The sequence below is a fragment of the Streptomyces sp. NPDC058812 genome (genome assembly GCF_042744565.1).
In the GTDB taxonomy this organism is placed as follows: Bacteria; Actinomycetota; Actinomycetes; order Streptomycetales; family Streptomycetaceae; genus Streptomyces; species Streptomyces thinghirensis.
The window spans coordinates 181,249-207,202 of sequence record NZ_JBHYOB010000014.1; the positions used below are offsets into that span (position 1 = coordinate 181,249).

The following is a 25,954-nucleotide window of genomic DNA, read 5'->3' on the forward strand; positions in this document are numbered from 1 at the left end:
TCACAGCAACAGCAGATCGTGCAACGAAGCCATGAGCAGCAGACACCCGATCACCGCAAGGAAGATCATGAGCGGTGGCTGGGAAAGGGCGAAGAGGCAGCCGCGCGGTTCGCTGTGCGCCCGCGCGGTTTCGCTCTGTCTCGGGTCCAGCTGGGTATCCAGCTGAGTGGTGTCCGGCATCTCGCCGCGATGATGACGCAGCACGCGGGGCCTACGCGATCAACACGCCCGTAAAGACCGGGAGTTCGTTGAATGTCGCAATGTCCAGGTCGGATCGTGATCATTCCGGAGCACGCTCTGACGGCCTCGGACCGCTGTGTCGTTTCAGTCCGGGACGCCGATGGCCGGTCGGCGGTCGGCCGACGGTCAGATCCCGTGCTTCTTCAGGATCGCCTCGATGTCGCTGAAGTCGTCCTCACCGCGGGACGTCGTCGCAGGTCGGGACGCGGGCTGGGGGGCCGGGCGGGAGCCGGGGCCCAGGGAGGGCTCCGAGGCAGCCGGGGCAACCGCGTCGCGCTGGGCGGCGGCGCGGGCCTCCTTGCGCTCCTTGCGGGTGCCGCCGCGGCGGCGCTCCACGGTGCGCGTGGTCATGAACAGCACCCAGGACACGCCCAGCACCGCGAAGCCTGCCCAGGCCACCGGGCTGAAGGCCGTGTCGGCCAGCCACTCGACGACCCCGGTCATCACCAGGCCGATCGGGACGAGGGAGTAGGCGGCGATGCGGGCCGCGGTGAGGAATCGCCTGCGGTACGCGGTGACCGCCGCGATGCCCAGGCCTGCCGCGGACACCGCGGAGCAGACGGTCTCGGCAATCATCCGGTCCTCCAGGCTGGGCTCGGTCGGGCACGAGTAGGTTCTGTCCCTTCCATCCTGCACCGTCCGGGCGCCGTGGGGCCATGCTCCGGCCCGAGATCAGGGAGATCTCGGGGTCGGCTCCTCCCCAGGTGCCGGTGGCCGTCGCACGACGGTGGTCGGGGCACCGCCCCGTCTGCTGGGAGAATGGGAGCATGAGCGACTCCTCCCCCGCCCGTCCCGCCGCGCCCGTCCTCGACGTCTGGTGCGAGCTCCAGTGTCCGGACTGCCGCACCGCCCTGGACGACCTCCGCGCCCTGCGCGCCCGCTACGGCGACCGCCTGGAGCTGCGGCTGCGGCACTTCCCCCTGGAGAAGCACAAGCACTCCTTCGCGGCCGCCCAGGCCGCCGAGGAGGCCGTCGCCCAGGGGCAGGGGTGGCCGTACGCCGAGGCCGTGCTGGACCGGGTGTCGGAGCTGGACCGCGAGGGAGAACCCCTCCTGGTGGAGGTGGCCCGGGAACTGGGACTGGACGCGGAGGAGTTCGACACCGCGCTGATCGACGGCCGGCACATCCTGATCGTCGACGCCGACCAGGCCGAGGGCAAGGCGATCGGCGTGACCGGCACCCCCACGTACGTGATCGGCGGCGAGCGCCTCGACGGGGGCAAGAGCCAGGAGGGGCTGCGCGAGCGTGTCGAGGAGATCGCGGACCGGCTGCTGGCCGAACAGCGGGACTGATCCGGGAACACTCTCCTCGGCCCCGCCACACCCGATCCCACCCGCCGTCAGAGCAGCGGTTTGTAGAAGCTGTACCGCGTCGTCCCGTAGCCGAGCGACTCGTAGAGGCGCTCGGCCGCGGTGTTCCCCGCGAAGACGTTGAGCCCGATCAGCGCTCGGCCCGCGGCGATCGCCTGCGCCTCGGCCAGCAGCATCAGCGTGCGGCCGTGTCCCCGGCCCCGGTGGGCCGCGTCGGCCTCGACGTCGAAGACGAAGGCCCGGCCCTCGTGCAGCGCCAGCCACAGGACGCCGACCCGCGTCCTCTCGTGCTCCAGCACGCTGAACAGCATGTTCTCTGTGTCCAGCCCCTGCGGCAGCAGCATCTCGTGATCACTGCGCGCCTTCTCGTAAGCCTCCGCCTCGGGCATTCCCCGCTCGATCCAGGTCCGGGCGTACTGCTGCGACTCGTAGGCCTGCCAGGCGTCGAACTCGTCCCGTGTCATGGGCCGCGCCCGGCTGTCCGCGGGCAGGGCGGGCGGGGTGTCGCCGAGCTGCTTGGTCATGCCGCGGGTGCGCAGGACGTAGCCGAGCGCCTGGGCGAGCCGCAGACCCGCCACGGCGTCGGGGGCGACGCTCGCCTCGATCTGCCCGCAGCCCCAGCCCCGCGCGATCTCCTCGGCCGCGAGAGCGGCCACCGTACCCCGGCCGCGCCGGCGGTCCGGCTCGTCGATGCGCAGCTTGTGGATCACGGCAACCGAGTCGCCGAAGGCTCTCGACGTGCCGAGGTGTATGGCGCCGGCGGGACGGCTGTTCACGCACACCTGGTAGTGGCGTGAACGCGTTCCGTCGGCGGCGCGCTGAAGCGGCTCGGTCGGCCGCAGGGTGGTGGTCATCACGGGTGTTCTACCCGCCGGGGGTGCGAAGTGCAGCCGAATATCCGCGCCTACGGGTCCAGGACGTCCCCGGACCGCTCCTCGAAGATCCGCATGGCCTTCGCGGTCACCGGTCCCGGGGCGCCCGGCAGTTCACGGTCGTCGACGCGGTGTACGGCCTGCACGTCCCGCAGCGTGGAGGTCAGGAACACCTCGTCGGCGCGGTCCAGGACGTCCAGCGGCAGATCGGTCTCGCGGGCGTCGGTCCACTCGACGGCCAGGGCCCGGGTGATTCCGGCGAGGCAGCCGGAGGCGACCGGCGGGGTGTGGACCTCGCCGTCGAGGACGACGAAGACGTTCGACCCCGTGCCCTCGCACAGCTGCCCCACCGTGTTGCCGAACAGCGCCTCCGAGGCGCCCCGTTCGCGGGCGCGGGCGAGGGCGACGACGTTCTCGGCGTAGGAGGTGGTCTTCAGGCCGGTGAGCGCGCCGCGCTCGTTGCGGGTCCAGGGCACCGTGACGACGGCCGTGGAGTCGGGGCGGCGGCCGGTCTCGCCGAGGGCGACGACGAGGGTCGGGCCGTGCTCGCCGCGGTCGGAGCCGAGCGGGCCGTGGCCGCCGGTGTAGGTGACGCGCAGCCGGCCCAGCGGCATGGGGTTGGCTTCGAGGACGGCGGCGCAGGCGCGGCGCACCTCGTCGAGGTCGGGATCGGGCAGACCCAGGCCGCGCGCCGAACGGGTCAGCCGGTCGAGGTGCCGGGTCAGCGCGAACGGCCTGCCGGCCACCGCCTTCACCGTCTCGAAGATGCCGTCGCCCACGGTCAGTCCGTGGTCGAGGACGGAGACGCGGGCGGACTCGATGTCCTGCAGCCCGCCGTCGAGCCAGATCTTCACGTCAGTAGCGCCTCTCCGCTTCCGTTCACCTCGTACGCACCCGACGCTACCGCGAGCAGCCGGGACGCCTTCAGTTCGGTCTCCCGCCACTCCCCCTCGGGATCGGAGCCCCAGGTGATGCCGGCGCCGGTACCGAAGCGCAGCAGGCCCGCGGCACGATCGATCCAGAAGGTGCGGATGCCGACGGCCAGCTCGCCGGTGCCCCGGTCGGCGTCGACCCAGCCGATGCCCCCGCAGTACGGGCCCCGGGGCGCGGTCTCCAGGGCGTCGATGATCCGCAGGGCGCTCGACTTGGGCGCGCCGGTGACGGACCCGGGCGGAAAGGCCGCCTCGAGCAGCTCCGGCCACCCGGCGCCCGCGCGCAGCTCGCCGCGTACCGACGACACCAGGTGCACGAGACCCGGGTGCTTCTCGACGGCGCACAGGTCGGGCACCGTCACGGTCCCCGTGGCGCAGACCCGACCGATGTCGTTGCGGACCAGGTCCACGATCATCACGTTCTCGGCGTAGTCCTTCTCCAGCAGGTCGGCCTCGGTCCGCCCGGTCCCCTTGATCGGCCCGGACTCGACGACCCGGCCGTCCCGGCGCAGGAACAGCTCGGGCGACGCGGTGGCGATCTCGACGCCGTGCCCGGGCAGCCGGATCGTTCCGGCGTACGGCGCGGGATTGCCGCGGGCCAGCAGGGCGGTGAGGGCGTCCACGTCGGCGTCGGGGGCGACGGGCGCCGAGAGCACCCGGCAGAGGTTGGCCTGGTAGACCTCGCCGGCGGCTATGTGCTCGCGAATGCGCCGTACGGCCGCCGTGTACGCGGTGCGGTCGAGGGAGGACGCCCAGTCACCGACGCCCGGCCCCCGCCACCGTCCCGGTACCGGCGCCGGCACCGGGGATGTCCGCACCTCGGCGAAGCGTGCGCAGGTCAGACGGCCTTCGAAGTCCGCGCGGACGGCCCAGAAACCTGTGGAGTCGAGGGCGGCGGGATCGCTCGTGACGTCGAGGAGACCGGTGGCGAGGCGGTCGCCGAAGCGGGCGAGGGGAGGGAGGTCGGGCACGCTGTCGAGTCTAGGCCGGTGTCCCGGAGGTGACCCGAACCTGTCCTTCCGGGTGTCCTGACCAGGTCCGCGAGCGGACGCACCGCAGCACGCTGCACAAACGCGTTTTTGTACTGGCCCCGGAATCCGCTAGAGTTCATGACGTCGCCGGGACGCGCAAGCGGACCGCACCGACAGGCGGACGTAGCTCAGTTGGTAGAGCGCAACCTTGCCAAGGTTGAGGTCGCGAGTTCGAACCTCGTCGTCCGCTCGCAGGAACAGGGGGTCTCCCGGGTCCCCTACACTCCTGGTGGAGTGGCCGAGAGGCGAGGCAACGGCCTGCAAAGCCGTCTACACGGGTTCAAATCCCGTCTCCACCTCCAAGGACGATTAGCTCAGCGGGAGAGCGCTTCCCTGACACGGAAGAGGTCACTGGTTCAATCCCAGTATCGTCCACTGATCCGCAAGGATCACCGACCCGTACGGATCATCTCCGTATGGATCCCCGCGCGATTAGCTCAGCGGGAGAGCGCTTCCCTGACACGGAAGAGGTCACTGGTTCAATCCCAGTATCGCGCACGCAGCACTCGCACCACTCCCAGGACGATTAGCTCAGCGGGAGAGCGCTTCCCTGACACGGAAGAGGTCACTGGTTCAATCCCAGTATCGTCCACACACCGAAGCCCCGGCCGTTCCGTACGGCCGGGGCTTCGTCGTGCTTCCGCCGCTCGCTCAGCTGGAGAAGAGCATGCGGCCGAAGCCCTTCTGGCGGTGGTGACCGTGGTGGCCGTAGTGGCCGTGGTGGCTGCCGTGCGGGGCACCCCAGGCGGGGGCCGGAGCGGCCGGGTAGGCCTGCGGGGCGGCGGGCGGGGCCGGCGGCGGAGCGGACTGGGACCACTGGGCCTCCAGGCGGGTCAGCGACTCCAGCTCGCCGTAGTCGAGGAAGATCCCGCGGCAGCCGCCGCACTGCTCGATCTGAACGCCGTTGCGGTTGTAGGTGTGCATCGGTGCGCGACACTTGGGGCACTGCATGCTCGGCTCAACTCCTCGCCGGTCGGTCCTGCTTCGCGTATCGCCAGGACAGACTCTGTCCGGCGGGGGGTCGGTTGCACCCTGCTTCGCGAAACTTCGGCTCAACCGCTTGGGGCGCGGGGGCCGACGGAGGCCATCCGGGCGCAGGCGTCGACCAGTGACCGCTCCACCTCGTCCAGGGGCCGGTCCGTCGCGACGGCCTTGGCGACGGCCCGGGCGGCGGTCTGCGCGGTGAGGGCGCGGGCCGGGACGTCCAGGGCGGGCCAGGGGTCGCCGTGCGGCGGGACGGCCGGGCCGCCGGCCGCGCGATAGGCGGTCAGGAAGCGGTGCCAGTCGTCGGGCGGCAGCAGCCCGCAGGCGTACCAGGCCGCCGGGCGGGCCAGGTCCCAGGCCGGGACGCCGGTGCCGAGGTCGTCGACGTCTATCAGCAGCCAGGGGCCCTCGGGCGCGGGGTGGCGTACGAACTGGCCGAGGTGGAGGTCGCCGTGGCAGAGGGTGGCCGGGCCCGGCATGGCGGCCTCCCCGCGGGCCCAGGCGGGGAGGGTGGCCCAGGCGTGCAGCACGGGGGCGGTGGCGGGGTGGTGCGGGGCGGCGGTCCGGAGGCGGGCGACGGCTTGCGCGGCCTTCGCGGGGCCGCGCATGGGGGGTACGGCACTGGGGGCCGGAGTCCGGTGGAGGCGGGCGAGGAGGGTGGCCGCGGCCTCCCAGGGCGCCGCGTCCGGGTCCTCCGGGTCCACGGGGGTGCCGTAGGGCCAGGACGTGACGAGCCGCCCGTGCAGGGCGACGGGCGTCGGGTCGAGCGGGGGCAGGAGGATGCCGGGGAGGCGGGCGGCGACGGTGACACGGAGGGCCAGCTCGGCGGGGTCGGCGTCCGCCGCGTGAGCCTTGGCGACGATGCCGGCGTGCCGGACGACGGTGGCGTCGGGGCGGTCGGCGAGGGTGGTGCCGGCGAGGGGGGCACCGCCGCAGGGGCAGTCCGGGGCGCCGGCGTGGGCCCTCTCCCTGGCGCGGGCCGTCAGGGCGGGCAGGAGGTGGTCCGTTGTCACGGGGTGAGGGTACGCAGGCGTCCGCCCGCCGCCGCCCCTCGGCCCCGGAGGCAAAAGCAATGCCGGCGCAGCTCCCCAGCTGCGCCGGCATTTTGCCGTCCGCCGCACCCCCGTCCCCACGGGGTTTCATGGATGGATGTCCCCGCCCGGACCGCTCTTCCGGGCCTGGGGTCGCCGCTCAGCGCCCCAGCATCACACCCACGGACGACGCCTGTGTGGCCACTGTCTCCCACCCGTCGAAGACGAGGAGGAGCAGGACCGCCAGGGGCAGGGCCATGAGCGTCGCCACCGCGGGGTGGCGACGTCCCTGACGGCGGCTTCGCCGCGTGCGGACCAGCGTCCGCGGTACCGTCTGGGCCATGGTCCCTCTCCTGACCGATTCCGTTGTCTTTGGCAGCGGCGGGCGTCTGACCTCGGGGGACGAGTGCTGCACCCGCCGCTTGACCTCAAATCTAGGCGTCCGGCGCTCCCCGGACGTCATGCCCTCGTACCGATTGCCGGGCCTCCCGGAGGATGAGCCATGACCAGCGGTGTACTCCCCTGGGTGGAGACGGGTCCAAACGACGCCCCTGGGTCTCGGGGTCTTCCCGGAGGGGGAGCCCGCGTGCCCCGGTATCTCCGCGCCGCCCGGTGACTTCGCTCACTTCCGCCGGGTCCGGGCGCACCCCTGCCTCCGCCCCGCGCACGAGCTCGTCCGCCGCCACGCCGCGGGGGCGGGGCGCCTTGCCGGTGTCCTCCGCCGTCCCCACCCGCTCCACCTCCCCCAGTCCAATCCCCGCCCCGTGGCGGGCGGTTGGGATCACCGGCGGACCGGTGCCGAGCCGCTCCCACGTTCCCTGACCGCTCCTCAACTCTCGCACCCGGCACTGACAATCCGTCGTTCCGAGAGGGCGCGGCCTCTGCGCGCGGGCGGCCGTGGAAACGTAAGCTGTGGCTCGTCACAGGGACCGGGCAGCGGGGATGAACATGGCGATGATGCGCCTGAGGCGCGAGGACCCGCGCGTCGTCGGCTCGTTCAGGCTTCACAGGCGGCTCGGCGCGGGTGGAATGGGCGTGGTCTACCTGGGCTCCGACAAGAAGGGGCAGCGGGTCGCGCTCAAGGTCATCCGGCCCGACCTGGCCGAGGACCAGGAATTCCGCTCACGGTTCGCTCGTGAGGTCTCGGCCGCCCGGCGCATCCGCGGCGGCTGCACCGCCCGGCTGGTCGCCGCTGACCTGGAGGCGGACCGGCCGTGGTTCGCCACGCAGTACGTGCCCGGCCCCTCCCTGCACGACAAGGTCGCCGACGGAGGCCCGCTCGGCGCGGCGGACGTCGCCGCCGTGGGCGCCGCCCTGTCCGAGGGACTGGTCGCCGTGCACGAGGCCGGCGTGGTGCACCGGGACCTGAAGCCGTCCAACATCCTGCTGTCCCCGAAGGGGCCGCGGATCATCGACTTCGGCATCGCCTGGGCGACGGGCGCCTCCACGCTCACGCACGTCGGCACCGCGGTCGGCTCCCCCGGGTTCCTCGCGCCGGAGCAGGTGCGCGGGGCGGCGGTCACACCGGCCACGGACGTGTTCTCGCTCGGCGCCACACTGGCGTACGCCTCGATGGGCGACTCGCCCTTCGGGCACGGCAGTTCCGAGGTGATGCTGTACCGCGTGGTGCATGAGGAGGCCCAGCTGCACGGCGTCCCCGACGCCGTCGCCCCGCTGGTGCGGGCGTGCCTGGCCAAGGACCCCGAGGAGCGCCCCAGCACACTGCAACTGTCCCTGCGGCTCAAGGAGATCGCCGCCCGGGAGGCACAGGGCCTGGCCGACGTACGGCCGCCCGCGCCGCGCAGCGGGGAGGCGGACCTGCCCACGGGTCGGCTCGCCGACACCTACCCGGAGCGTGCTCAGCGGCGTCCGCAGGGCCGGCCGGGCGCACCGGGCACGCCCGCGCCGCGGAGCACTTCGGGGGCCCGGGGCCCGGCTGCGGCACGCGGTGGCGATCCGTCGCGCGGTGCCGACCCGTCGCGTGGCGGCTCACCCTCGCGCGGTGGCACGCCGTCCCGCAACGGATCCACCGCCCGGGGCGGCAGCGCCTCGCGCGGCGGCGGACCAGGGGCGCGGTCGGGGTCGCGGCCCACTCCCGCCTCCCGCAACACCACCGGCCGGAACACCTCCCGCAACGACAGCGGCGGACGGCCCGCGCCGCGCAGTGGAGCCGGCCGTACGGCGCCGAGGACCACGGGAACCCGTTGGCGACGGCCCGCGAATCCGCGGCTGCTGCGGCAGCGGCTGTTCGTGTTCGTGGTCGTGACGCTGCTGGTCGCGCTGGGCATCGCCGCCGCGCAGGGCTGCCAGGGCCCGGCGCGGGGTCTCGGCGACGACCGGGACGGCGTACGGACGCAGCAGGAGCGGGTGGACGTACGGAGCCACTCTCCCGGACACCGGGTGTCCGGGCTGTAGACGGACGGGTGCAGACCGTCGACGGGCTGTGGACGGACGGGTTGCGGACGGTCGACGAGCGGCCCGCGGTCCTCGGCCGGGTGGCCTGCGCGTAGGCCGAGTGGCCGGTCGGCCTGCCGGTCCTACGCCGAGGGCCGGCCCGTCGCCACCGCGTAGAAGGCGACCGCTGCCGCCGCGCCCACGTTGAGGGAGTCGACGCCGTGGGACATCGGGATGCGGACCCACTCGTCGGACGCCGCCAGGGCCCGCCGGGACAGGCCGTCGCCCTCGGCGCCCAGCATGAGGGCCACCCGGTCCATCCGGTGCGGGGCGACCTCGTCGAGGGGCTTGGCCCGCTCGTCGGGGGTGAGGGCGAGGACCGTGCAGCCCGCGTCGCGGAGCGTCTCCAGGCCGGCCGGCCAGGCGTCGAGGCGGGCGTACGGGACGGAGAAGACCGCGCCCATCGAGACCTTCACGCTGCGCCGGTACAGGGGGTCCGCGCAGTCCGGGGAGAGCAGGACCGCGTCCATGCCGAGGGCGGCGGCGGAGCGGAAGATGGCGCCGATGTTGGTGTGGTCGTTGACCGACTCCATGACGACGACACGGCGGGCGGTGCGCAGCAGGTCCGCCGCCGTGGGAAGCGGCTTGCGCTGCATGGAGGCGAGGGCGCCGCGGTGCACGTGGTAGCCGGTGACCCGTTCGGCGAGCGCGGGGTCGACGACGTACACCGGGGCGGGGGCCTCGTCGATGATGTCCCGCATGGTGTCGACCCACTTGGCCGAGAGCAGCATCGAGCGCATCGCGTAGCCCGCTTCGCCGGCCCGCCGGATGACCTTCTCGCCCTCGGCGATGAACAGGCCCTCGGCGGGTTCGCGGCGGCGGCGCAGTTCGACGTCGGTCAAGCCGGTGTAGTCGTGCAGGCGCGGGTCGTCGGGGTCGTGGATCGTGATGAGGTCGGCCATGTCACGCCGCCCCGTGCGGGCCGACGCCGACGACTTCACCGACGACGATGACGGCGGGTGGCCTGACCTCCTGCGTGACGACCGTCTCGGCGACCGTGGCGAGGGTCGCGTCGACTCGGCGCTGGGCGGCCGTCGTGCCCTCCTGGACGAGGGCGACCGGGGTCTTCGGGGACTTGCCGTGCGCGACGAGGGTCTCGGCGATCCGGCCGATCTTGTCGACGCCCATGAGGATCACGAGCGTGCCGGTGAGCTTGGCGAGGGACGGCCAGTCGACCAGGGAGCGCTCGTCGTCGGGGGCGACGTGCCCGCTGACCACGGTGAACTCGTGGGCGACGCCCCGGTGGGTGACCGGGATGCCGGCCGCGCCGGGGACCGAGATGGAGCTGGAGATGCCGGGGACGACGGTGCACGGGATGCCCGCCTCGGCCAGCGCCTGCGCCTCCTCCATGCCCCGGCCGAAGACGAACGGGTCGCCGCCCTTGAGGCGTACGACCGCCTTGCCCTGCTTGGCGTGCTCGATCAGCGCGTTGTTGATGGCCTCCTGGGCCATGAAACGGCCGTACGGGATCTTCGCCGCGTCGATGACCTCGACGTGCGGCGGCAGCTCGGCGAGCAGGTCGCGCGGGCCGAGCCGGTCGGCGATGACGACGTCGGCCTCGGCGAGCAGGCGGCGGCCGCGCACGGTGATCAGGTCGGGGTCACCGGGACCGCCGCCGACCAGGGCGACTCCGGCGGTGCGGGTGCGGTGGTGCGGGGCGACGAGGGTGCCGTCGCGCAGGCCCTCCACGACCGCGTCCCGGATGGCGGCGGTGTGGCGGGGGTCGCGGCCGCGCGCGTTCGTGGTGAGCACGGCGACGGTCACGCCCTCGCTGTGGCCGGTCGCCGGGGTCCACGCCGTGGCCCGGTCGGCGTCGTCGGAGCGGACGCACCAGACGCGGTGCCGCTCGGCCTCGGCGGAGGCGGCGGCGTTGGCTTCGGTGTCGCTGGTGGCGATCAGGGCGTACCAGGCGTCCGCGAGGTCGCCTTCCGCGTACCGGCGCTTCTCCCAGGCGATTTCGCCCGCGTCCGCCATGGCCTCGACGGAGGGGGTCGCCTCGGGAGAGACGAGGCGGATGTCCGCGCCCGCCGCGATGAGGGCGGGCAGGCGGCGCTGGGCGACCTGCCCGCCGCCGAGGACGACCACGCGACGGCCGGTGAGGCGGAGGCCTACGGGGTAGGCGGGGTGTTCGGCCATGAGGGAGGGCTCCTCGTCCTGGCGGTGCGGTGGGCGCTGCGGCGATGGAGCGGCCCTGACGTGGGGATACGTGCGGATTCTAGGAGACGTGCGGAGGTGGCACGAGGTCGGTCCAGCGTACGGCGGGGTGGGGCGGGGCGGGCGACCGGGCGCGGGCGGCGGGCAGCGGGCGACGGATCGCCGGCCGCGCCGCCCTGCCCCGCCGCGGTGCTACTTCTCGGTGACGCCCGCCGAGTCGAACGTCGCGACCTCGTGCATCGCCCGCGCGGTGCTCTGCACCATCGGCAGCGCGAGCAGCGCGCCCGTGCCCTCGCCGAGGCGGAGGTCCAGGTCGACCAGCGGGCGCAGGCCCAGCTTGTTGAGCGCGGCGACGTGGCCGGGCTCGGCGCTGCGGTGACCCGCGATGCAGGCCGCGAGGACCTCGGGGGCGATCGCGCGGGCCACCAGGGCGGCGGCGCCGGCGCTGACGCCGTCCAGGATCACCGGCGTGCGCAGGGAGGCGCCGCCGAGCAGCAGGCCGACCATGGCCGCGTGCTCGAAGCCGCCGACCGCCGCGAGGACGCCGATGGGGTCGGCCGGGTCGGGCTGGTGGACTTCCAGCGCGCGGCGGACGACCTCGGTCTTGCGGGCGAGTGTCTCGTCGTTGATGCCGGTGCCCCGGCCGGTGACGTCGGCCGGGTCCGCGCCGGTGAAGACGGAGATGAGCGCGGCGGACGCGGTGGTGTTCGCGATGCCCATCTCGCCGGTGAGCAACGCCTTGTTGCCGGCCGCCACCAGGTCGCGGGCGGTCTCGATGCCGACCTCGATGGCCTGCTTGGCCTCCTCGCGGGTCATCGCGGGACCGGTGGTCATGTCGGACGTGCCCGCGCGGACCTTGCGGGGCAGCAGGCCGGGCGTGGCGGGCAGGTCGGTGGCGACACCGACGTCCACGACGCAGACCTCGGCGCCGACCTGGGTGGCGAAGGCGTTGCAGACCGCTCCCCCGCCCAGGAAGTTGGCCACCATCTGGGCGGTGACCTCCTGCGGCCAGGGGGTGACGCCCTGAGCGTGCACCCCGTGGTCGCCGGCGAAGACCGCGACGGCGGCGGGTTCCGGGATCGGCGGCGGGCACTGGCGGGACAGGCCGGACAGCTGGGCGGAGATGATCTCCAGCATGCCGAGCGCGCCGGCCGGCTTGGTCATGCGCTTCTGCCGCTCCCATGCCTCGCCGAGCGCCTTGGCGTCGAGCGGGCGGATCTGTGCGACGGTCTCGGCAAGCAGGTCGTGGGGGTCCTCTCCGGGCAGGGCGCGTCGGCCGTACGTCTCCTCGTGCACGACCCAGGACAGCGGGCGTCGCTTGGACCAGCCGGCCTGCATCAGCTCGGGCTCGTCCGGGAACTCGTCGACGTAGCCCACGCACAGGTACGCCACGACGTCCAGGTGCTCGGGCAGGCCGAGGGCGCGGACCATCTCGCGCTCGTCGAAGAAGCTGACCCAGCCGACGCCGAGGCCCTCGGCGCGGGCGGCGAGCCAGAGGTTCTCGACCGCGAGCGCGGAGGAGTACGGCGCCATCTGCGGCTGGGTGTGCCGGCCCAGGGTGTGCCGGCCGCCGCGGGTCTGGTCGGCGGTGACGACGATGTTGACCGGGGTGTCGAGGATGGCCTCGATCTTCAGTTCCTTGAACTGCTTGGCCCGGCCCTTGGGGAGGGACTTCGCGTACGCCTCACGCTGGCGCATCGCCAGTTCGTGCATGGCGCGGCGGGTGTCGGCGGAGCGGATGACGACGAAGTCCCAGGGCTGCGAGTGGCCGACGGAGGGCGCGGTGTGGGCGGCCTCCAGGACGCGGAGCAGCACCTCGTGCGGGATGGGGTCGCTGCGGAAGCCGTTGCGGATGTCACGGCGTTCGCGCATGACTTTGAGGACGGCCTCGCGTTCGACGTCGTCGTAGGCGGGTGCCGCCGGGCCGGCGGACTGCCGTACTTCCGCCACGGCGGCCGTGCTCACGTCGTGCGGGTCTTCCTGGTCGGCGGCGCGCGTGTCCAGGTCGTCGGCGCTTTGGGCGACCTCGGGGTCGGCCTCGCGCGGGGCGGGGACCGCGGCGACGTGGTCCGGCTCCTGCGCGTCAGCCTGTGCCTCCGAGGGGAGGAGGACGGCCTCGGGCGGCGTCGGGGCGAGGTGCGGGGTGGTGGGCACCTGACCGCCGTCGACCGGCACGAACTGGCCGACGGGCTGGTCGGGGTACTCGCCGACGGCTTGGTGGGGGTGGGGCTCGGACTGGGCCTCGGCCTCGGGCTGAGCCGCGGGCTCTGCGTCGACTGCCTCTGCCTCTGCCTCTGCCTCTGCCTCTGCCTCGACGGTGCCCGTCGGCGTCGCGTCGGACTCCACGGGTTCGGGCACGCTGTGGGGCACGTCCGCTTCCTGCGGTACGGCGACGTCCACGAGGGACTGCGGGCCCTGAGCGGGGTGCGGCTGGTCCGGGACGGGCTGGACGTGCGGCCGGTCGTCGGCGGCGGGCTGGACGTCCGGCTGTGGTCTGGTGTCCTGGGGTGCGGGCTGCGCAGCAGGCTGTGGGTGTGCCGCCGTTGCCTGTGCGGGCCGCGCGTCGGGCTCGGGCTGCGCGCCCGGCCGCGGGTGCGCCTGTGCCTGTGCCTGCATCGGCTGTACGGCCGTTGCCGGTACCGGTGTCTCCGGGGACGGCTCGGATTCGGCGTGGTTGGACGGCGCGACCGCGTCGGGTGCCTGGTCGACAGCGGGTGCCTCGGCGAGCGAGGGCTCCTGCGGCTCGGGAGCCTCGGCCGGCTCGGCTGTCTGGACGGGCGCGGGCGCTTCGGTGGCCTCGGCAACCTGCGGGTCCTCCGAGACCGGCTGCGCGAAGACCTCTTGGGCGGGCTGAGCGGGCTCGACGGGCTCGACGGCCCGGACAGGCTCGGGCGCGGGCTCCGGAGTGACCGCCTCGGGGGCCGGTACGGCTTCCTCCACAGGCTCGGGGCCGGGGCCGGGGCCGGGGCCGGGTCCCGGGTCGGGCTCGGCGGCCTGCTCCGCCTCGGCCTCCGGGGCGGGCGCCTCCCCCTCGACGGCCTCGGGCACTACTGCGGCCGCCAGGTCCTCGCCGCCGGTGTTCGGCGTCTCGGGGTCGGAGGTGGCCTCGTCACCCGGCACCGCGTCGGCACCGACGGGACCGTCTGCGTCGTCGGCCACGGTCTCGGTCCGGTCCTCGGCGGCGGCGTCGACAGTCGGAATCTCGGCCTCGGCGGCGGCGACGACAGTCGGAATCTCGGCCTCGCCGACTGCGCCGGGGGCACCGGGCTCACCGGGTTCGCCGAACTCAGCGGGTTCGCCGGACTCAGCGGACTCACCTGAATCGCTGGTCTCGCTGGTCTCGCTGGTCTCACCGGAATCGCTGGTCTCACCGGAATCGCACTCGCCGGACTCGCCGACCTCAGCCTCTCCGGTCGTACCGCCCGTCGCCGCCACGGCCTCCGTCGCCACGCGGGTCACGAGCGCCTGGGCCGCGCCCACCGGCTCGGCCGCCTGTTCCGGTACCGGAACAACCGTTTCCGCATGCGCCGCCCCGTCGCTCACCGGGGCCTGCGCTCCCCAGGGCGCCGCACCCTGCGGTGGCATCGCGGCCGCCTGCGGGGCGTCGAGGTACTCGGGACCGGCGGCCGGCGGGCCGGAGTGCCGCGCCGGCGCGTCGGCCGGGCCGCGGTCGGCGAGGGAACGGACCGGGCTCGCGGAGGTGTCGGGGATCGGCGGACCGAGGTGCAGCGGCCTGCGCGGTGGCACCGGCGCGGACGCGGGCTCGGGTGTCGCTTCGGGCTCCGGCAGGCGGACGCCGCCGAGGTCGACCGAGCCGCTGTCGCGGCCGGACATCTCGTGCGGGCCCGGCTGGTGCACGGTCTCGACGACCGGTTCCGGCGCGGGCGGCGCGACCTCGTTGCCCCAGGCGCTCTTGGCTCCCGGCAGCAACAACAGGTCCTCGTCCTCGGCGGTGGTCTCGGAGAGGTAGGCGTACGCGCCGGGTGCGGGGACGCCCGGCTGCTCCACCATGCCTGCGTTCTCCGGCAGCCCCTCGCCCGGGATCTGGCCGGTGTCGGTCATGCGTAACCCCTCGCCCATCGGTTAGTGCTTCTACGACCAGCTACACCCGGGACGGCGCACCGACCGCCCCGCAGTGAAGAACGAGCGTGCGTGCCCAGCGGCACGAACGACCCGCCGGAAAAGACGACAAAGCCATTGAGTGGCATTGTCGCGGTCATTCCCCCGCCACGACAGCTTGATCCGCGACGGCCCGCTGTGGACTGCGCCACGTTGCGCGTCCTCCGGTTCTGCCGTACCACACCCAGCCCGGATCGGGCGGGTTTTTACGGACATTGACCGACGAAGTGCCGGGTGTCCGAGTGCGGTACAACAATCCGCCAGCCTACCCCGCGCGGTATGACAAGCCGATCACGGGGCGCGGTCCGGAAGGACCCCGCTGAGCAGGAACACGACGCTCCGCTCGGTCTCCGTCCAGGCCCGGGTGTCGAGTCCGACGGACTGCAGCAGGGCGCACTCGACCCGGTAGCCGTGCTCCGTCAGGTCCCTGCCGACGAGTTCGGCCGCGTCACGGGTCGCGGCGTGCGCGACGATGCGCTGCGGCCGCCGGTCGGCGACCGCGGAGACCACGGCCGCTCCCCCGCCGCCGACCCGGACGACGTCGGGCTCGGGGAGGTTCTCCAGGACGTGCGGAGCGGTGCCGTGCACGATCTGGAGCTGGGCGCCGAAGTGCCGTGCGGTGGCCTCGGTGCGGGCGCAGGCGTCCGGGTCGCGGTCGACCGCGATGACCGCGGCGCCCGCGCGGGCGGCCTCGGTGGCGAAGGCGCCGCTGCCGCAGCCGATGTCCCACACCAGGTCGCCGAGGCGCGGGCCGAGCCGGGCGAGTTGGGCCACGCGGAGCAGGTCGGTCTCGCCCTCGCCGAGTTCGCCGGCGTACGCCTCGGCGGGCAGGGCCCAGCCGCGCGGACCGGCGGCGGGGTCGCGGCCGGCGACCCAGCCCGTGCCGTCGGTCGCGGTGCCGGGGCCTACCGCACCGCCGACGACGATGACGACGTTCGGGTCGCGCCAGGTGTGGTCGGCGGCCTTGTCGGAGGTGACGACGGTGACCCGTTCGCGCGTGGTGCCGAGTTCCTCGCAGATGACGAAGGTGCGGTGGATGCCCTCCATCAGCAGGCCCAGTTCGGCGGGTCCGGCGCCCGGGGAGGTGAGGACCGCGACCTTGGTGTGGGCCCGGCATACGTTCACCGCGCGCCGCAGGGTGCGGGGGTGGGCGACGACCACATGGGCGTCGTCCCAGGGCATACCGGCGCGCGCGAAGGCGGCGGCCACGGAGGAGACCGCCGGGACGACTTCGACCTCCAGGCCGAACTCGGGTGCGCGCAGAGTGCGTACGACGCCGAAGAAGCCGGGGTCGCCGTCGGCCAGCACGACCGCCGTTCCGCGGTGGGCGGCGATGCGGCGGGCGGCGAGGGCGACGCTGCCGAGGCGGACGCGTTCGGCGGCTGGCGGTACCTCGGGAAGTGCCAGGTGGTGGGCGGCTCCGGCCACCAGTGTGGCGGCGCCCAGTGCGGAGCGTGCCGCGGCGGTCGGCGGCGAACCGTCCCAGCCGATCACCGTGACCCGGTCGGCCATCGTCGTCAGTCTCCAGGGTTTCGCAGGTCGTGGTCGCGGAACCGTTGGCCGGCGCGCCCCGTGAGGGTACCTGGTGCGGCCTGGGGGCGGGGCGGTGGTGTGGTCGGAGCCCCCGTGGATCAGTTCCAGTCGGTGAAGGTGGTGAAACCGTCGTTGTCGGTCAGTTGCCCGGCCGCGCCCTCGAGGTCCTCCGGCAGCAGGCTCCACACGATGAAGTCGGTGCGTACGTCCGTCCAGACACCGTCGTCGGTGCGGACGCGGGCTATGCAGGCGTTGCGCAGGACGCCCTCGCTGATGCAGCCGATCTTCTGGGCCACCTGCTGGGAGGCGGTGTTGTCGGCGGCGGTGCGCAGCTCGATGCGTTCGAACTTCTGGTCGCCGAAGAGCCATTGGGCGGTGGCGAGCGCCGCCTCGGAGGCATAGCCCTCGCCCCGGGCCCAGGGGGCGACGATGTACGACAGCTCGGTGGACCGTACGTGCCAGTTGGTCTTGGACAGCTGGATGACGCCGACCAGGCGCTGGGTGAGGAACTCGGTGACCGCGAGGTCGAGTCCCCGGCCGGATGTGCGCTCGGCGGGGGCGTACTCGCCGATCCAGGTGCGTGCGGACTGCTCGGTGAAGGGCTGGGGGACGTGGGTCCAGGCGGCGACCTGCTCGTCGTTCATCATGGCGGCGAGGGCGGGGACGTCGTCCTCGTCGAGGGGGCGCAGCACCAACCGCTCCGTGCTGATGGAGATGTTGGGGAAGGTGCTCGTCATGCGCCGCTCCGTAACCTGTGTAACCGTCAGGGCCTACTCGAACTGCCCAGCATGCAGCATGAAAGCACTCAACCACACCACGGGGTCCGCCCCGGTGCGGAGCGGACCCCCGTGCGCAGCGGACCCCGTGCGGGACCGGCGGTGCGGTCAGAAGGAGGGCAGGACGGCGCCGGCGTACTTGTCCTCGATGAACTTCTTCACCTCGGGCGAGTTGAGGAGCTTCGCGAGCTTCTTCACGCGCGGATCGTCCTCCTGGCCCTCCTTGACGGCGAGGAGGTTGCTGTTCGGGTTGCCCTTGGCGCTCTCCAGGAGGAGGGAGTCCTCGGCCGGCTTCAGGTCGGCTTCGATGGCGTAGTTGCCGTTGACGACGGCCGCGTCCACGTCGTCCAGGGAGCGGGGGGTCTGGGCCGCCTCCAGCTCCTTGAACTTGAGGTTCTTCGGGTTCTCGGTGATGTCCGAGGGGGTCGCCGAGGTGCCGGCGCCGTCCTTGAGCGTGATGAGCCCGTTGGCCGCGAGCAGCTGCAGGGCGCGGCCCTCGTTGACGGTGTCGTTCGGGACCGCGACGGTCGCACCGCTCTTCAGGCCGTCGGCCTTGTCGACCTTGTGGGAGTAGAGGCCGAGGGGCTCCAGGTGCACGTCGACGACGGACACGATGTGGGTGCCGTTCTTCTTGTTGAAGTCGTCGAGGTACGGCTGGGTCTGGAAGTAGTTGGCCCCCACCGAGCCGTCCTCCGTCGCCGTGTTCGGCGTGACGTAGTCGGTGAACTCCTTGACCTCGAGGTCGAGGCCCGCGTCCTTCGCCAGGTTGTCCTTGACGTAGTTCAGGATCTCGGCGTGCGGGGTGGGGCTCGCGGCGACGATCAGCGGGCCGGAGGTGTCCGAGGCGGAGTCCTTGTCCGAGCCGCAGGCGGCGAGTCCGAGGGTGAGCGCTCCGGCGGCGAGGACAGCGGTGGTGATCTTGGCGGTGTTACGCACGAAAAGTGCCTTTCCTGATGGGGTGGTGCGACCCCGTCACGGGTGACGGGGAGTCCGGTGAAGAAGTCGAGCGGCCGGTTACGCGACCTTGCTCACGTCGGCTGCCGCGGGCTCCTTGGCCCTGAGCAGCCGCAGCCTGGGCCCGGCGCCCCCGCGTCCCCCGCGGCGGTGCAGGGTGCGGGCGGCGTAGTCGCCGGCGAACTGGATGAGCGAGATGACGACGGCGAGGATCGCGACGGTGATCCACATCAGCCCGGTCTCGAAACGCTGGTAGCCGTAGCGGACGGCGAGGTCGCCGAGACCTCCGCCGCCGACGGTGCCGGCCATGGCCGAGTAGCCGATGAGGGCGATGATCGTGGTGGTGGTGCTGGCGATCAGCGACGGAAGCGCTTCGGGGACCAGGACCTTGCGGACGATGGTCCAGCTGTTGCCGCCCATGGACTGGACGGCCTCGACGAGCCCTCCGTCGACCTCGCGTACGGCCGTCTCGACGAGCCGCGCGAAGAAGGGGATGCCGCCGATGGCGAGCGGCACGATCGCGGCCTCGCTGCCGATGGTGGTGCCGGTGACCCAGCGGGTGAAACTCATCAGCGCGACCATGAGGATGATGAACGGCATCGAGCGGCCGACGTTCACGATCTGGCCGATGACCTTGTTGACCAGGACGTTCTGCAGCAGGCCGCCCTTGTCGGTGAGGACGAGGAGTACGCCGAGCGGGAGCCCGGCCACCACGGCGATCAGGGTGGACCAGCCGACCATGATCAGGGTCTCCCAGGACGCCTGCTCCAGCAGGGGCTGCATCTCGGACCAGGTCACTTGGCACCTTCCTTCACCAGCAGGGACGGCTCCTCGGTCGTCTCGCTCACCACGTCGATCTGCAGGCCCTGTTCGCGCAGGAAGCCGACGGGCACCACGTTGTCCTCGTAGTGGCCGGGCAGTTCGATCCGCATCCGGCCCACCTGGAGGCCGCCGACGGTGTCGATGGCGGCGCCGAGGATCGATATGTCGATGTTGTAGGTGCGGGACAGCTGGGAGATGACGGGCTGCGTGGCGGCCTCGCCGTGGAAGGTGACGTCGAGGACGGTGCGGTCGGCGCCGGACGCGTCGCCGCCGACCGGGAAGAGCGCGGCGGCCAGCTCGGAGCCCGGGGTGGCGAGCAGCTCGCCGACCGTGCCGGACTCGACGACGCGACCCCGGTCCATGAGGGCGGCCGAGTCGCAGACGCTCTTGACGACGTCCATCTCGTGGGTGATGAGCAGGACGGTCAGGCCGAGCTGCCGGTTCAGGTCGCGCAGCAGCTGGAGGATGGAGCGGGTGGTCTCCGGGTCGAGGGCGCTGGTGGCCTCGTCGGAGAGCAGGACCTTGGGGTCGCCGGCCAGGGCGCGGGCGATGCCGACGCGCTGCTTCTGGCCGCCGGAGAGCTGGGCCGGGTAGGCGCCCGCCTTGTCGGCGAGGCCGACGAGGTCGAGCAGCTCCAGCGCCTTGCGGGAACGTTCCTTCCCGGACTTGCCGAGGATCTCCAGCGGCAGTTCGACGTTGTCCCGCACGGTCCGGGAGGAGAGCAGGTTGAAGTGCTGGAAGACCATGCCGATACGGCTGCGCGCCTGCCGCAGTTCCTTGCCGGCGCGGGGGCCGCGGCCGGCGAGCGCGGTGAGGTCCTGGCCGGCGACGGTGACCGTGCCGGCGGTGGGGCGCTCCAGGAGGTTGACGCAGCGGATGAGCGAGGACTTGCCGGCGCCGGACTGGCCGATGACGCCGTACACCTCACCCTCGCGGACGTGCAGGTCGACGCCGTCCAGGGCGGTGACCTCGCGGCCGCGTGAGCGATAGACCTTCGTGAGGCCCGATGTGGTGATCACGTGGGTTTCCGTCACTGTCGAGTGCGCGGCGCGGTGGTGTGCGCCGGGCACGGGGCGTTGTTCTTCGGGGTCTTGGGGGTCCTTCGGAACGCGGCACGGATCTCGCGGTGGCGATGCGCGGTGGCGTGGAAAACCGGGGAGAAACGTGTGCGCGGGGCGTGGCTCGGCCGCGTGCGCGGGGCGCGGTGGCGGGTACGAGCCGGCGCTCGCTTCGGGGCGCGAGGCTCAGGTGGTGCAGGGGCCCTCTAGAAGGCGCACATTCGACACATACAACGAGCACCGGGCGTCATCGTCGCCTCGGTCGCAGGGGTGCGGTCGCTCGTCGTGCTCATGCGATCAGTAAAGCAGACGTATGGTCCTGACCGGACACCGCTGTCCGGATGTTGGACAACGGTGGACGGTGGCCGGTCGCGGGGGCGCCGATCAGCCGCGGACGGAGATCTCGACTCCCGCGTCGGTGACCAGTGCCGACAAGGCCGACAGGTCGGTGACCACCAAGTCGGCGTCGAGTTCGTCGGCCCGGTGGGTTGTGGCCAACGCCACGGTGGTCATGCCGGCGGCGCGGCCGGCCTGGAGTCCGGCGGGGGCGTCCTCGAAGACCACGCAGGCGGCCGGGTCGACGCCCAGGGCGCGGGCGCCGAGCAGGTAGGGCTCGGGGTCGGGCTTGCCGCGGGTGATGTCGTCGGCGGCGACGAGTGTCTTGGGCAGGACGCCGACGGCGCCGAGCCGGGCCTCGGCGAGCCGGCGCGTCGCCGAGGTGACGACGGCCCAGCGGTCGGCCGGCAGGGCGTCGAGGAACTCCCAGGTGCCGGGCAGCAGGTGCACGCCCCCGCCCGGTACGTCCTCGACCTCGAGCTGCTCGATCCGCGCGACGGCCTCCGAGACCCTGCCCACGGGCAGCAGGTCGGCGGCTATCTCCGCTGCGGGCCGCCCGTGCAGCTCGACCCGCGCGAACTCCTGCGCCGTGATCCCGTACTCACCGGCCCACCGCGTCCAGCAGCGGCGCACGGACTCGAGGGAGGAGACGAGGGTTCCGTCGTTGTCGAACAGGAGGGCCTGTGCGTGGATCTTCATACCCTCGACCCTACGGCCCGACCGGTCCTCGCCGGACGGGACCAACGCCCCGTTCCTCGCGACAGGGGACCCGAAGTGCGGAACTCCCGACGGGCGGGGCCGGGGGCGGCGGGCCTTTTGGGCCGTAATAGGGTCGCTGCCATGCTTGACGTCCTGACGCTGGTGACCGGCGTCGCCGCGCTGCTGCTCGCCGCATGGTGCGGCTGGGCGGCCTACCGTGACCAGCCGACGAAGGACTGGCACTTCATCGGCATGGCCGTGGTCTCGGTGCTGGCGCTGGTCCAGCTCGTGGTCGGGATCGTGCAGCTGGCGCGCGGCGAGGAGCCCGGCCAGGGCACGACGATCTTCGTGGCGTATCTGCTGGGCGCCTTCGCCTGTGTCCCGGCGGCGGGGTTCATGTCGCTGGCCGAGCGCACCCGCTGGGGCTCGGTGACGGTCGCCGCCGGCGGTGTCGTCCTCGCCGTCCTCGAGGTGCGGCTGTATGACATCTGGGGAGGCTGAGATGGTGGCCGCGGAGGAGAAGACGGACCGGAAGCGGTTGATCAGCGGTCCCGGGATCCTGCTGGTGTGGCTGTACGGGGTGATGGTCGTCGGCGCCGTGTCCCGGTCCGCTTACCAGATCGCGACAGAGTTCGACCGGGCTCCGCTCCCCTACACGCTGTCGGCCGTCGCGGGCGTCGTATACGGATTCATCACGTACACCCTGGTGCGCGGCGGCGAGACGGCCCGCAAGGCGGCGCTGGTGTGCTGCGCCGCCGAGCTCGTGGGCGTCCTGACGGTCGGCACCTGGACGCTGGTGGAGCCGTCCGCCTTCCCCGACGCGACCGTGTGGTCGGACTACGGGATGGGGTACCTCTTCATCCCCGTGCTGCTGCCGCTGTCGGCCGTGTACTGGCTGCGCCGGGCCCGCACCGCGTAGCGGCGGCCGGGCCCGGGCCCCGTCGGCACCTTCAGGCCGTGGTCGCGTACGCCTCGGCCGGCTTCTCCAGGACGATCATGGGTACGCCGTCCGCGCCCCGCGCGGTCCCCACCGTCTCGTAGCCGACCCGCCGGTACAGCCGCAGGTTGTTCTCGCTGCGGTGCCCGGTGTGCAGGCGGAAGCGCTTGGCGCCCCGCTCCGCGGCGAGGGCGGACTCGGCGGCACGCAGCAGGCGGGCGCCGATGCCGTGTCCCTGGAGCCGCGGATGGACGCACAGCTTGCCGATGGACGCCGCCCCGTCCTCGGTCACCCGGCCGTGCACCGAGCCGACGACCTCGTCGCCGAGCCGCGCCACGAAGACGCAGTCGTCGGCGACCTCCTGGCGCACGGAGTCGAGGGTCTGGACGAGCGGGTCGATGCGGTAGTTGCCGTACAGCGCCGCCTCGCTCTGGAAGCAGAGGTACTGCAGCCGGAAGATCTGCTCGGCATCCTGCTCGGTCGCCGCCGAGATGGTCACGCTCATGCCCATGTGTGCATGCCTCCCGCTCACCTGATCACCTGTGGTCCCCCACTCCTATCCCCGTCCTCAGCGAGCCGCAACCTCCGGCGTCAGCAATCGGCGCAGACATCCCAGACATCGGGAACGTTCCGGGCCAAGACTGCCTTGTGAGATACCCAACTCCCCCGCGATTTCCCGGTATGTGAGGTCCTTCGGCGACAGCAGGGCCTCCATCAGCCGGGGGCAACGGCCGGGCAGCCGGCGCACGGCGTCGCGCAGGGCGCGGTGCCTGGCCGCGGTGAGCGCGAGCTGCTCGGGCTCGTGCTCGGCCGCGCCGGCGGGTTCGGTCTCGTACGGCCGCTCGTTGCGCGTCGTACGGCGGGTGCGGCGGGCTTCGATGCGGACGGCGCTGCGCAGCCAGCGATGCGGGTCGCGGGGCGGGCCGTCGACCTTCAGGCGTTCCAGAAGGCGCAGCCAGACCGCCTGTTCGAGGTCGCCGGGCTCGGCCCCCGACGCATATGCCTCGGCCGATGCCTCGGCGGTGAGCAGGGGGCGCAGGGAGGTGACCAGGTCGTGCGTCATATGCGGGTCGACGCGGCCGCCCGGGCGGGTGGTTGCCCGGACGGCCGAAGGTCACCCCAACCGGGGGCAGGCGCTCAGTCGTTGACGAAGTCCTCGCGGGCCAGCAGGCCCGTGTCCGGGTGGTCGGTGAAGACGCCGTCGATGCCGGTGGCGAAGTAGGTCCGGAACGCGCCGAAGACGTCGCCGTAGGCATCCGGGTCGCTGCCCCTGCGGAAGTCCGCGGGGAGGAAGGGGTTCTCGTTGCGCATGGTGTACGGGTGCAGGATCAGGCCCGCGCGGTGCGCGTCGCGCACCAGCGTGGTCGGCTCGGTGAGCCGGCCGGCGGAGTCCTTCGGAATGATCAGGTCCAGGGTCGGGCCGATGCCCTGCGCGTAGGACGCGATCTCCTTCAGGCCCTTCGGCGTGATGAGGTCGGCCGTGGTGCGCGGGTCGCCGGTCTTGACGAAGTCCCAGGGGCGGCTGTTCGCGCCGGACAGCAGCACGGCGAGGGGGTTGCCGACGAGCCTGTTCATCCGCTGGATGCTGGTGGGCTCGAAGGACTGGATGATGACGGGCGAGTTCTTCCGGTCCTTGCCGTACTTGCGCAGCAGCCGCGCGAGGCGTTCCTCCGTGCCGAGGCCCAGCTCGCGGAAGTACGTGGGGTGCTTGAGCTCGGGGTAGATCCAGACCTGCTTGCCGCGCCTGCGGGTCTGCTCGTTCTGCCAGCGGAGCACCTCTTCGAAGGTGGGGATCTCCCAGCGGCCGTCGTAGAGGGTGTTGTGCGGGCGGTTGGCCGGGATGCGCTCGGTCGCGCGGAGCGTCTTGAGCTCGGCGAGCGTGAAGTCCTCGGTGAACCAGCCGGTGACGGAGACGCCGTCGAGCTGCTTGGTGCGCTTGCGGTCGGCGAACTCGGGGTGGTCGGCGACGTCCGTGGTGCCGCCGATCTCCGGCTCGTGCCGGCAGACGAGGTGACCGTCCTTGGTGGGGACCAGGTCACCGGCCTCGACGATGTCGGCGCCCATGTCGAGGGCCAGTTCGTAGGCGCCGAAGGTGTGCTCGGGGCGGTAGCCGCTGGCGCCGCGGTGACCGATGACCGTCGGGACGGGCAGGCTCTTCACCCCGCCGCCGCGCCCCCCTCCGTGCCGGGCGTCGGCGGCTCTCGCCGTGCCGGACAGGCCGAGCACGGCTCCGCCCGCGCCGAGCACCGCCGCTCCGAGGAGCGCCCGCCGTCCGGTGCCGCCCGCCTGCTCGTCCGACTCCTGCGTTCCCATCAGGGCCCTCCTGCCGTTGACCGTCAGTGCGGGCCGATCGTAGGGGCGCGTACATGACGAGCGGGAGTCCGCGACCGGAACACGCGGGTGCCTGGGAATGTCGTATGGGCGTGGAGAGGCCGGTGAGGCGGGCGGAACTGGATGCCTGACGTGCCGTCGGCTTCGCGGCGGCCGGGTGGGGTACGCGGTCAGTGGCCGCGTTCGTCGTGGCGGTGCCCGACGAGCCCCGTGGCCACGGAGTAGGGGTCGGCGGCACGGCTCCAGCGGCGCGCCTCGCGCAGTCCGCTCGTGGCCCGTGCTTCGATCCGTGCGGTGTCCGGACCCCCGGACCAACGACGCCGGTCCCTGCGGACCAGGACGGTGACGGCGGCGGCCATGACGACACAGAGCACGGCGAGTGCGGCGAGGATCGGCACGCGGTCCCTTCCCCTGCGGACGCGACCTGCCTCACGTCCTCTTGTGGGCGTTACGGCCCCTCGACACCCTGCACCGCAGGTGAACGTACGTCAACACCGTGTAAGACCCGGATGACCCGACGTGCGTGACCCCCTCGGCCGCGAGTAATGTCCTCACCTGCACAGACTCATACCGCATCCCCGACACCGGAGGACCCGTTGTCCCGCTTCGCGCTCATCAAGGCAGTGCTCGGCCCGATCATGCGCCTGATGTTCCGCCCACAGGTGGAGGGCGTGGAGAACATCCCGGGCGACGGTCCGGTCATCCTGGCCGGCAACCATCTCACCTTCATCGACTCGGTGATCATGCCCCTGAAGTGCGACCGGCAGGTCTTCTTCATCGGCAAGGACGAGTACGTCACCGGCAAGGGCCTCAAGGGACGGCTGATGGCCTGGTTCTTCACCGGCGTCGGCATGATCCCGGTCGACCGGGACGGCGGCCGGGGCGGGGTCGCGGCACTGATGACCGGCCGCCGCGTGCTGGACGAGGGCAAGGTCTTCGCCATCTACCCGGAGGGCACCCGCTCCCCCGACGGCCGCCTCTACCGCGGCCGCACCGGCATCGCCCGGCTCACCCTGATGACCGGCGCCCCCGTCGTCCCGTTCGCCGTGATCGGCACCGACAAGCTCCAGCCTGGGGGCGCGGGCCTGCCCCGGCCGGGCAAGGTCACGGTCCGCTTCGGCGAGGCGATGGAGTTCTCCCGCTACGAGGGCATGGACCGCGACCGCTATGTCCTGCGGGCCGTGACCGACTCCGTGATGACCGAGGTCATGCGGCTGTCCGGTCAGGAGTACGTGGACATGTACGCGAGCAAGGCCAAGGCGGCGTAAGGCCGCGACGCGTACGGACACGGACGGCGGGCCGCTCGGTGAGCGGCCCGCCGTCCGTACGTTGTGGGCGCCCGGCGGCGTCCCGGCGGCAGAGGGGCTGGGGGCTGGGGCTG

25 protein-coding genes, 5 tRNA genes and 1 pseudogene are annotated in these 25,954 nt (G+C 72.8%); 10 read left to right on the forward strand and 21 right to left on the reverse strand.

The genetic code is table 11. The features are described 5' to 3' along the window. A complete protein-coding gene (locus ACFW48_RS26870) occupies nucleotides 1-180 on the reverse strand; it encodes a hypothetical protein (RefSeq protein WP_386318644.1) in 180 nt (59 codons plus the stop codon). A gap of 186 nt (nucleotides 181-366) precedes the next feature. Then, nucleotides 367-816 (reverse strand): hypothetical protein, encoded by a 450-nt coding sequence (locus ACFW48_RS26875; protein ID WP_386318646.1) that lies wholly within the window; start codon nucleotides 814-816, stop codon nucleotides 367-369. 191 nt (nucleotides 817-1,007) lie between these two features. Here ACFW48_RS26875 and ACFW48_RS26880 point away from each other — a divergent pair, with 191 nt between their 5' ends. Continuing rightward, complete coding sequence (locus ACFW48_RS26880; protein ID WP_386318648.1) at nucleotides 1,008-1,532, forward strand: DsbA family protein; 525 nt, start codon at nucleotides 1,008-1,010, stop codon at nucleotides 1,530-1,532. A gap of 47 nt (nucleotides 1,533-1,579) precedes the next feature. On the opposite strand, the gene ACFW48_RS26885 is transcribed toward ACFW48_RS26880, so the two are convergent. Genes ACFW48_RS26885 through ACFW48_RS26895 form a run of 3 tightly spaced genes read right to left on the reverse strand, consistent with a single transcriptional unit; the run spans nucleotide 1,580 to nucleotide 4,325 of the window. Beyond that, the gene (locus ACFW48_RS26885; protein WP_386318650.1) at nucleotides 1,580-2,404 is read right to left on the reverse strand and encodes a GNAT family N-acetyltransferase; all 825 of its coding nucleotides are present in this window, start codon (nucleotides 2,402-2,404) and stop codon (nucleotides 1,580-1,582) included. Nucleotides 2,405-2,454: 50 nt separating this feature from the next. Beyond that, complete coding sequence (locus tag ACFW48_RS26890) at nucleotides 2,455-3,276, reverse strand: aminotransferase class IV (protein ID WP_386318652.1); 822 nt, start codon at nucleotides 3,274-3,276, stop codon at nucleotides 2,455-2,457. Then, on the reverse strand, nucleotides 3,273-4,325 hold the full coding sequence (locus ACFW48_RS26895) for a chorismate-binding protein (protein WP_386318654.1): 1,053 nt from the start codon (nucleotides 4,323-4,325) through the stop codon (nucleotides 3,273-3,275). The genes ACFW48_RS26890 and ACFW48_RS26895 overlap by 4 nt, the downstream gene beginning before the upstream one ends. A gap of 177 nt (nucleotides 4,326-4,502) precedes the next feature. On the opposite strand from ACFW48_RS26895, the gene ACFW48_RS26900 reads away from it, so the two are divergent. The 5 genes from ACFW48_RS26900 (at nucleotide 4,503) to ACFW48_RS26920 (ending at nucleotide 4,977) form a co-directional block, all read left to right on the forward strand. After that, nucleotides 4,503-4,575: transfer RNA gene (locus ACFW48_RS26900), tRNA-Gly, on the forward strand. 38 nt (nucleotides 4,576-4,613) lie between these two features. Continuing rightward, nucleotides 4,614-4,687, forward strand: a tRNA-Cys gene (locus ACFW48_RS26905). Nucleotide 4,688: 1 nt separating this feature from the next. Beyond that, a tRNA-Val gene (locus ACFW48_RS26910) sits at nucleotides 4,689-4,760 on the forward strand. 51 nt (nucleotides 4,761-4,811) lie between these two features. Further along, nucleotides 4,812-4,883, forward strand: a tRNA-Val gene (locus tag ACFW48_RS26915). A 22-nt stretch (nucleotides 4,884-4,905) separates the two neighbouring features. Then, nucleotides 4,906-4,977: transfer RNA gene (locus ACFW48_RS26920), tRNA-Val, on the forward strand. A 59-nt stretch (nucleotides 4,978-5,036) separates the two neighbouring features. Here the strand turns inward: ACFW48_RS26920 and ACFW48_RS26925 are convergent. From ACFW48_RS26925 to ACFW48_RS26935, 3 genes are all read right to left on the reverse strand, one after another. Beyond that, complete coding sequence (locus ACFW48_RS26925; RefSeq protein WP_386318656.1) at nucleotides 5,037-5,336, reverse strand: zf-TFIIB domain-containing protein; 300 nt, start codon at nucleotides 5,334-5,336, stop codon at nucleotides 5,037-5,039. Nucleotides 5,337-5,437: 101 nt separating this feature from the next. After that, the gene (locus ACFW48_RS26930; RefSeq protein WP_386318658.1) at nucleotides 5,438-6,382 is read right to left on the reverse strand and encodes a phosphotransferase family protein; all 945 of its coding nucleotides are present in this window, start codon (nucleotides 6,380-6,382) and stop codon (nucleotides 5,438-5,440) included. Between the two features lie 178 nt (nucleotides 6,383-6,560). Continuing rightward, entirely contained in the window at nucleotides 6,561-6,743 is a 183-nt protein-coding gene (locus tag ACFW48_RS26935; protein WP_310874268.1) for a hypothetical protein, read from the reverse strand. A 599-nt stretch (nucleotides 6,744-7,342) separates the two neighbouring features. On the opposite strand from ACFW48_RS26935, the gene ACFW48_RS26940 reads away from it, so the two are divergent. Further along, nucleotides 7,343-8,815, forward strand: a complete 1,473-nt coding sequence (locus ACFW48_RS26940) for a protein kinase (protein ID WP_386318684.1) — start codon at nucleotides 7,343-7,345, stop codon at nucleotides 8,813-8,815. A gap of 122 nt (nucleotides 8,816-8,937) precedes the next feature. On the opposite strand, the gene ACFW48_RS26945 is transcribed toward ACFW48_RS26940, so the two are convergent. The 9 genes from ACFW48_RS26945 to ACFW48_RS26985 all read right to left on the reverse strand — a co-directional run bounded on the left by ACFW48_RS26945 (nucleotide 8,938) and on the right by ACFW48_RS26985 (nucleotide 21,305). Beyond that, a complete protein-coding gene (locus ACFW48_RS26945) occupies nucleotides 8,938-9,756 on the reverse strand; it encodes a TrmH family RNA methyltransferase (RefSeq protein WP_386318660.1) in 819 nt (272 codons plus the stop codon). A gap of 1 nt (nucleotide 9,757) precedes the next feature. Beyond that, the gene (gene cobA, locus ACFW48_RS26950) at nucleotides 9,758-10,990 is read right to left on the reverse strand and encodes a uroporphyrinogen-III C-methyltransferase (RefSeq protein WP_386318662.1); all 1,233 of its coding nucleotides are present in this window, start codon (nucleotides 10,988-10,990) and stop codon (nucleotides 9,758-9,760) included. A gap of 210 nt (nucleotides 10,991-11,200) precedes the next feature. Further along, on the reverse strand, nucleotides 11,201-15,070 hold the full coding sequence (gene cobT / locus ACFW48_RS26955; protein ID WP_386318663.1) for a nicotinate-nucleotide--dimethylbenzimidazole phosphoribosyltransferase: 3,870 nt from the start codon (nucleotides 15,068-15,070) through the stop codon (nucleotides 11,201-11,203). Nucleotides 15,071-15,418: 348 nt separating this feature from the next. Beyond that, nucleotides 15,419-16,639 (reverse strand): precorrin-6y C5,15-methyltransferase (decarboxylating) subunit CbiE, encoded by a 1,221-nt coding sequence (gene cbiE / locus ACFW48_RS26960; RefSeq protein ID WP_386318664.1) that lies wholly within the window; start codon nucleotides 16,637-16,639, stop codon nucleotides 15,419-15,421. A 119-nt stretch (nucleotides 16,640-16,758) separates the two neighbouring features. Continuing rightward, nucleotides 16,759-17,397, reverse strand: coding sequence for a GNAT family N-acetyltransferase (locus ACFW48_RS26965; protein ID WP_386318666.1), 639 nt, complete (start codon nucleotides 17,395-17,397; stop codon nucleotides 16,759-16,761). Nucleotides 17,398-17,544: 147 nt separating this feature from the next. Beyond that, nucleotides 17,545-18,372, reverse strand: a complete 828-nt coding sequence (locus tag ACFW48_RS26970; RefSeq protein WP_386318667.1) for a MetQ/NlpA family ABC transporter substrate-binding protein — start codon at nucleotides 18,370-18,372, stop codon at nucleotides 17,545-17,547. Between the two features lie 78 nt (nucleotides 18,373-18,450). After that, nucleotides 18,451-19,188 (reverse strand): methionine ABC transporter permease, encoded by a 738-nt coding sequence (locus ACFW48_RS26975; RefSeq protein WP_386318668.1) that lies wholly within the window; start codon nucleotides 19,186-19,188, stop codon nucleotides 18,451-18,453. After that, nucleotides 19,185-20,231 carry a methionine ABC transporter ATP-binding protein gene (locus ACFW48_RS26980; RefSeq protein ID WP_386318670.1) on the reverse strand — a complete coding sequence of 349 codons (1,047 nt, stop codon included), beginning with the start codon at nucleotides 20,229-20,231 and terminating at the stop codon, nucleotides 19,185-19,187. The genes ACFW48_RS26975 and ACFW48_RS26980 overlap by 4 nt, the downstream gene beginning before the upstream one ends. A 423-nt stretch (nucleotides 20,232-20,654) precedes the next feature. After that, a complete protein-coding gene (locus ACFW48_RS26985; RefSeq protein ID WP_386318671.1) occupies nucleotides 20,655-21,305 on the reverse strand; it encodes an HAD family hydrolase in 651 nt (216 codons plus the stop codon). Nucleotides 21,306-21,446: 141 nt separating this feature from the next. On the opposite strand from ACFW48_RS26985, the gene ACFW48_RS26990 reads away from it, so the two are divergent. Continuing rightward, nucleotides 21,447-21,806, forward strand: coding sequence for a hypothetical protein (locus ACFW48_RS26990; RefSeq protein WP_210961514.1), 360 nt, complete (start codon nucleotides 21,447-21,449; stop codon nucleotides 21,804-21,806). Continuing rightward, a complete protein-coding gene (locus tag ACFW48_RS26995; protein ID WP_386318672.1) occupies nucleotides 21,787-22,224 on the forward strand; it encodes a hypothetical protein in 438 nt (145 codons plus the stop codon). Before ACFW48_RS26990 ends, ACFW48_RS26995 begins: the two co-directional genes overlap by 20 nt. A gap of 31 nt (nucleotides 22,225-22,255) precedes the next feature. Here the strand turns inward: ACFW48_RS26995 and ACFW48_RS27000 are convergent, their stop codons facing one another. The 4 genes from ACFW48_RS27000 to ACFW48_RS27015 all read right to left on the reverse strand — a co-directional run bounded on the left by ACFW48_RS27000 (nucleotide 22,256) and on the right by ACFW48_RS27015 (nucleotide 24,971). Further along, nucleotides 22,256-22,753 carry a GNAT family N-acetyltransferase gene (locus ACFW48_RS27000; RefSeq protein ID WP_386318674.1) on the reverse strand — a complete coding sequence of 166 codons (498 nt, stop codon included), beginning with the start codon at nucleotides 22,751-22,753 and terminating at the stop codon, nucleotides 22,256-22,258. 57 nt (nucleotides 22,754-22,810) lie between these two features. Next, complete coding sequence (locus ACFW48_RS27005) at nucleotides 22,811-23,305, reverse strand: RNA polymerase sigma factor (protein ID WP_386318675.1); 495 nt, start codon at nucleotides 23,303-23,305, stop codon at nucleotides 22,811-22,813. Nucleotides 23,306-23,379: 74 nt separating this feature from the next. Further along, nucleotides 23,380-24,555 carry a glycerophosphodiester phosphodiesterase gene (locus tag ACFW48_RS27010; RefSeq protein ID WP_386318677.1) on the reverse strand — a complete coding sequence of 392 codons (1,176 nt, stop codon included), beginning with the start codon at nucleotides 24,553-24,555 and terminating at the stop codon, nucleotides 23,380-23,382. 188 nt (nucleotides 24,556-24,743) lie between these two features. Continuing rightward, on the reverse strand, nucleotides 24,744-24,971 hold the full coding sequence (locus ACFW48_RS27015) for a hypothetical protein (protein WP_386318678.1): 228 nt from the start codon (nucleotides 24,969-24,971) through the stop codon (nucleotides 24,744-24,746). Nucleotides 24,972-25,096: 125 nt separating this feature from the next. On the opposite strand from ACFW48_RS27015, the pseudogene ACFW48_RS27020 reads away from it, so the two are divergent. After that, a pseudogene (locus ACFW48_RS27020) lies at nucleotides 25,097-25,841 on the forward strand (lysophospholipid acyltransferase family protein). Nucleotides 25,842-25,954 lie beyond the last annotated feature (113 nt).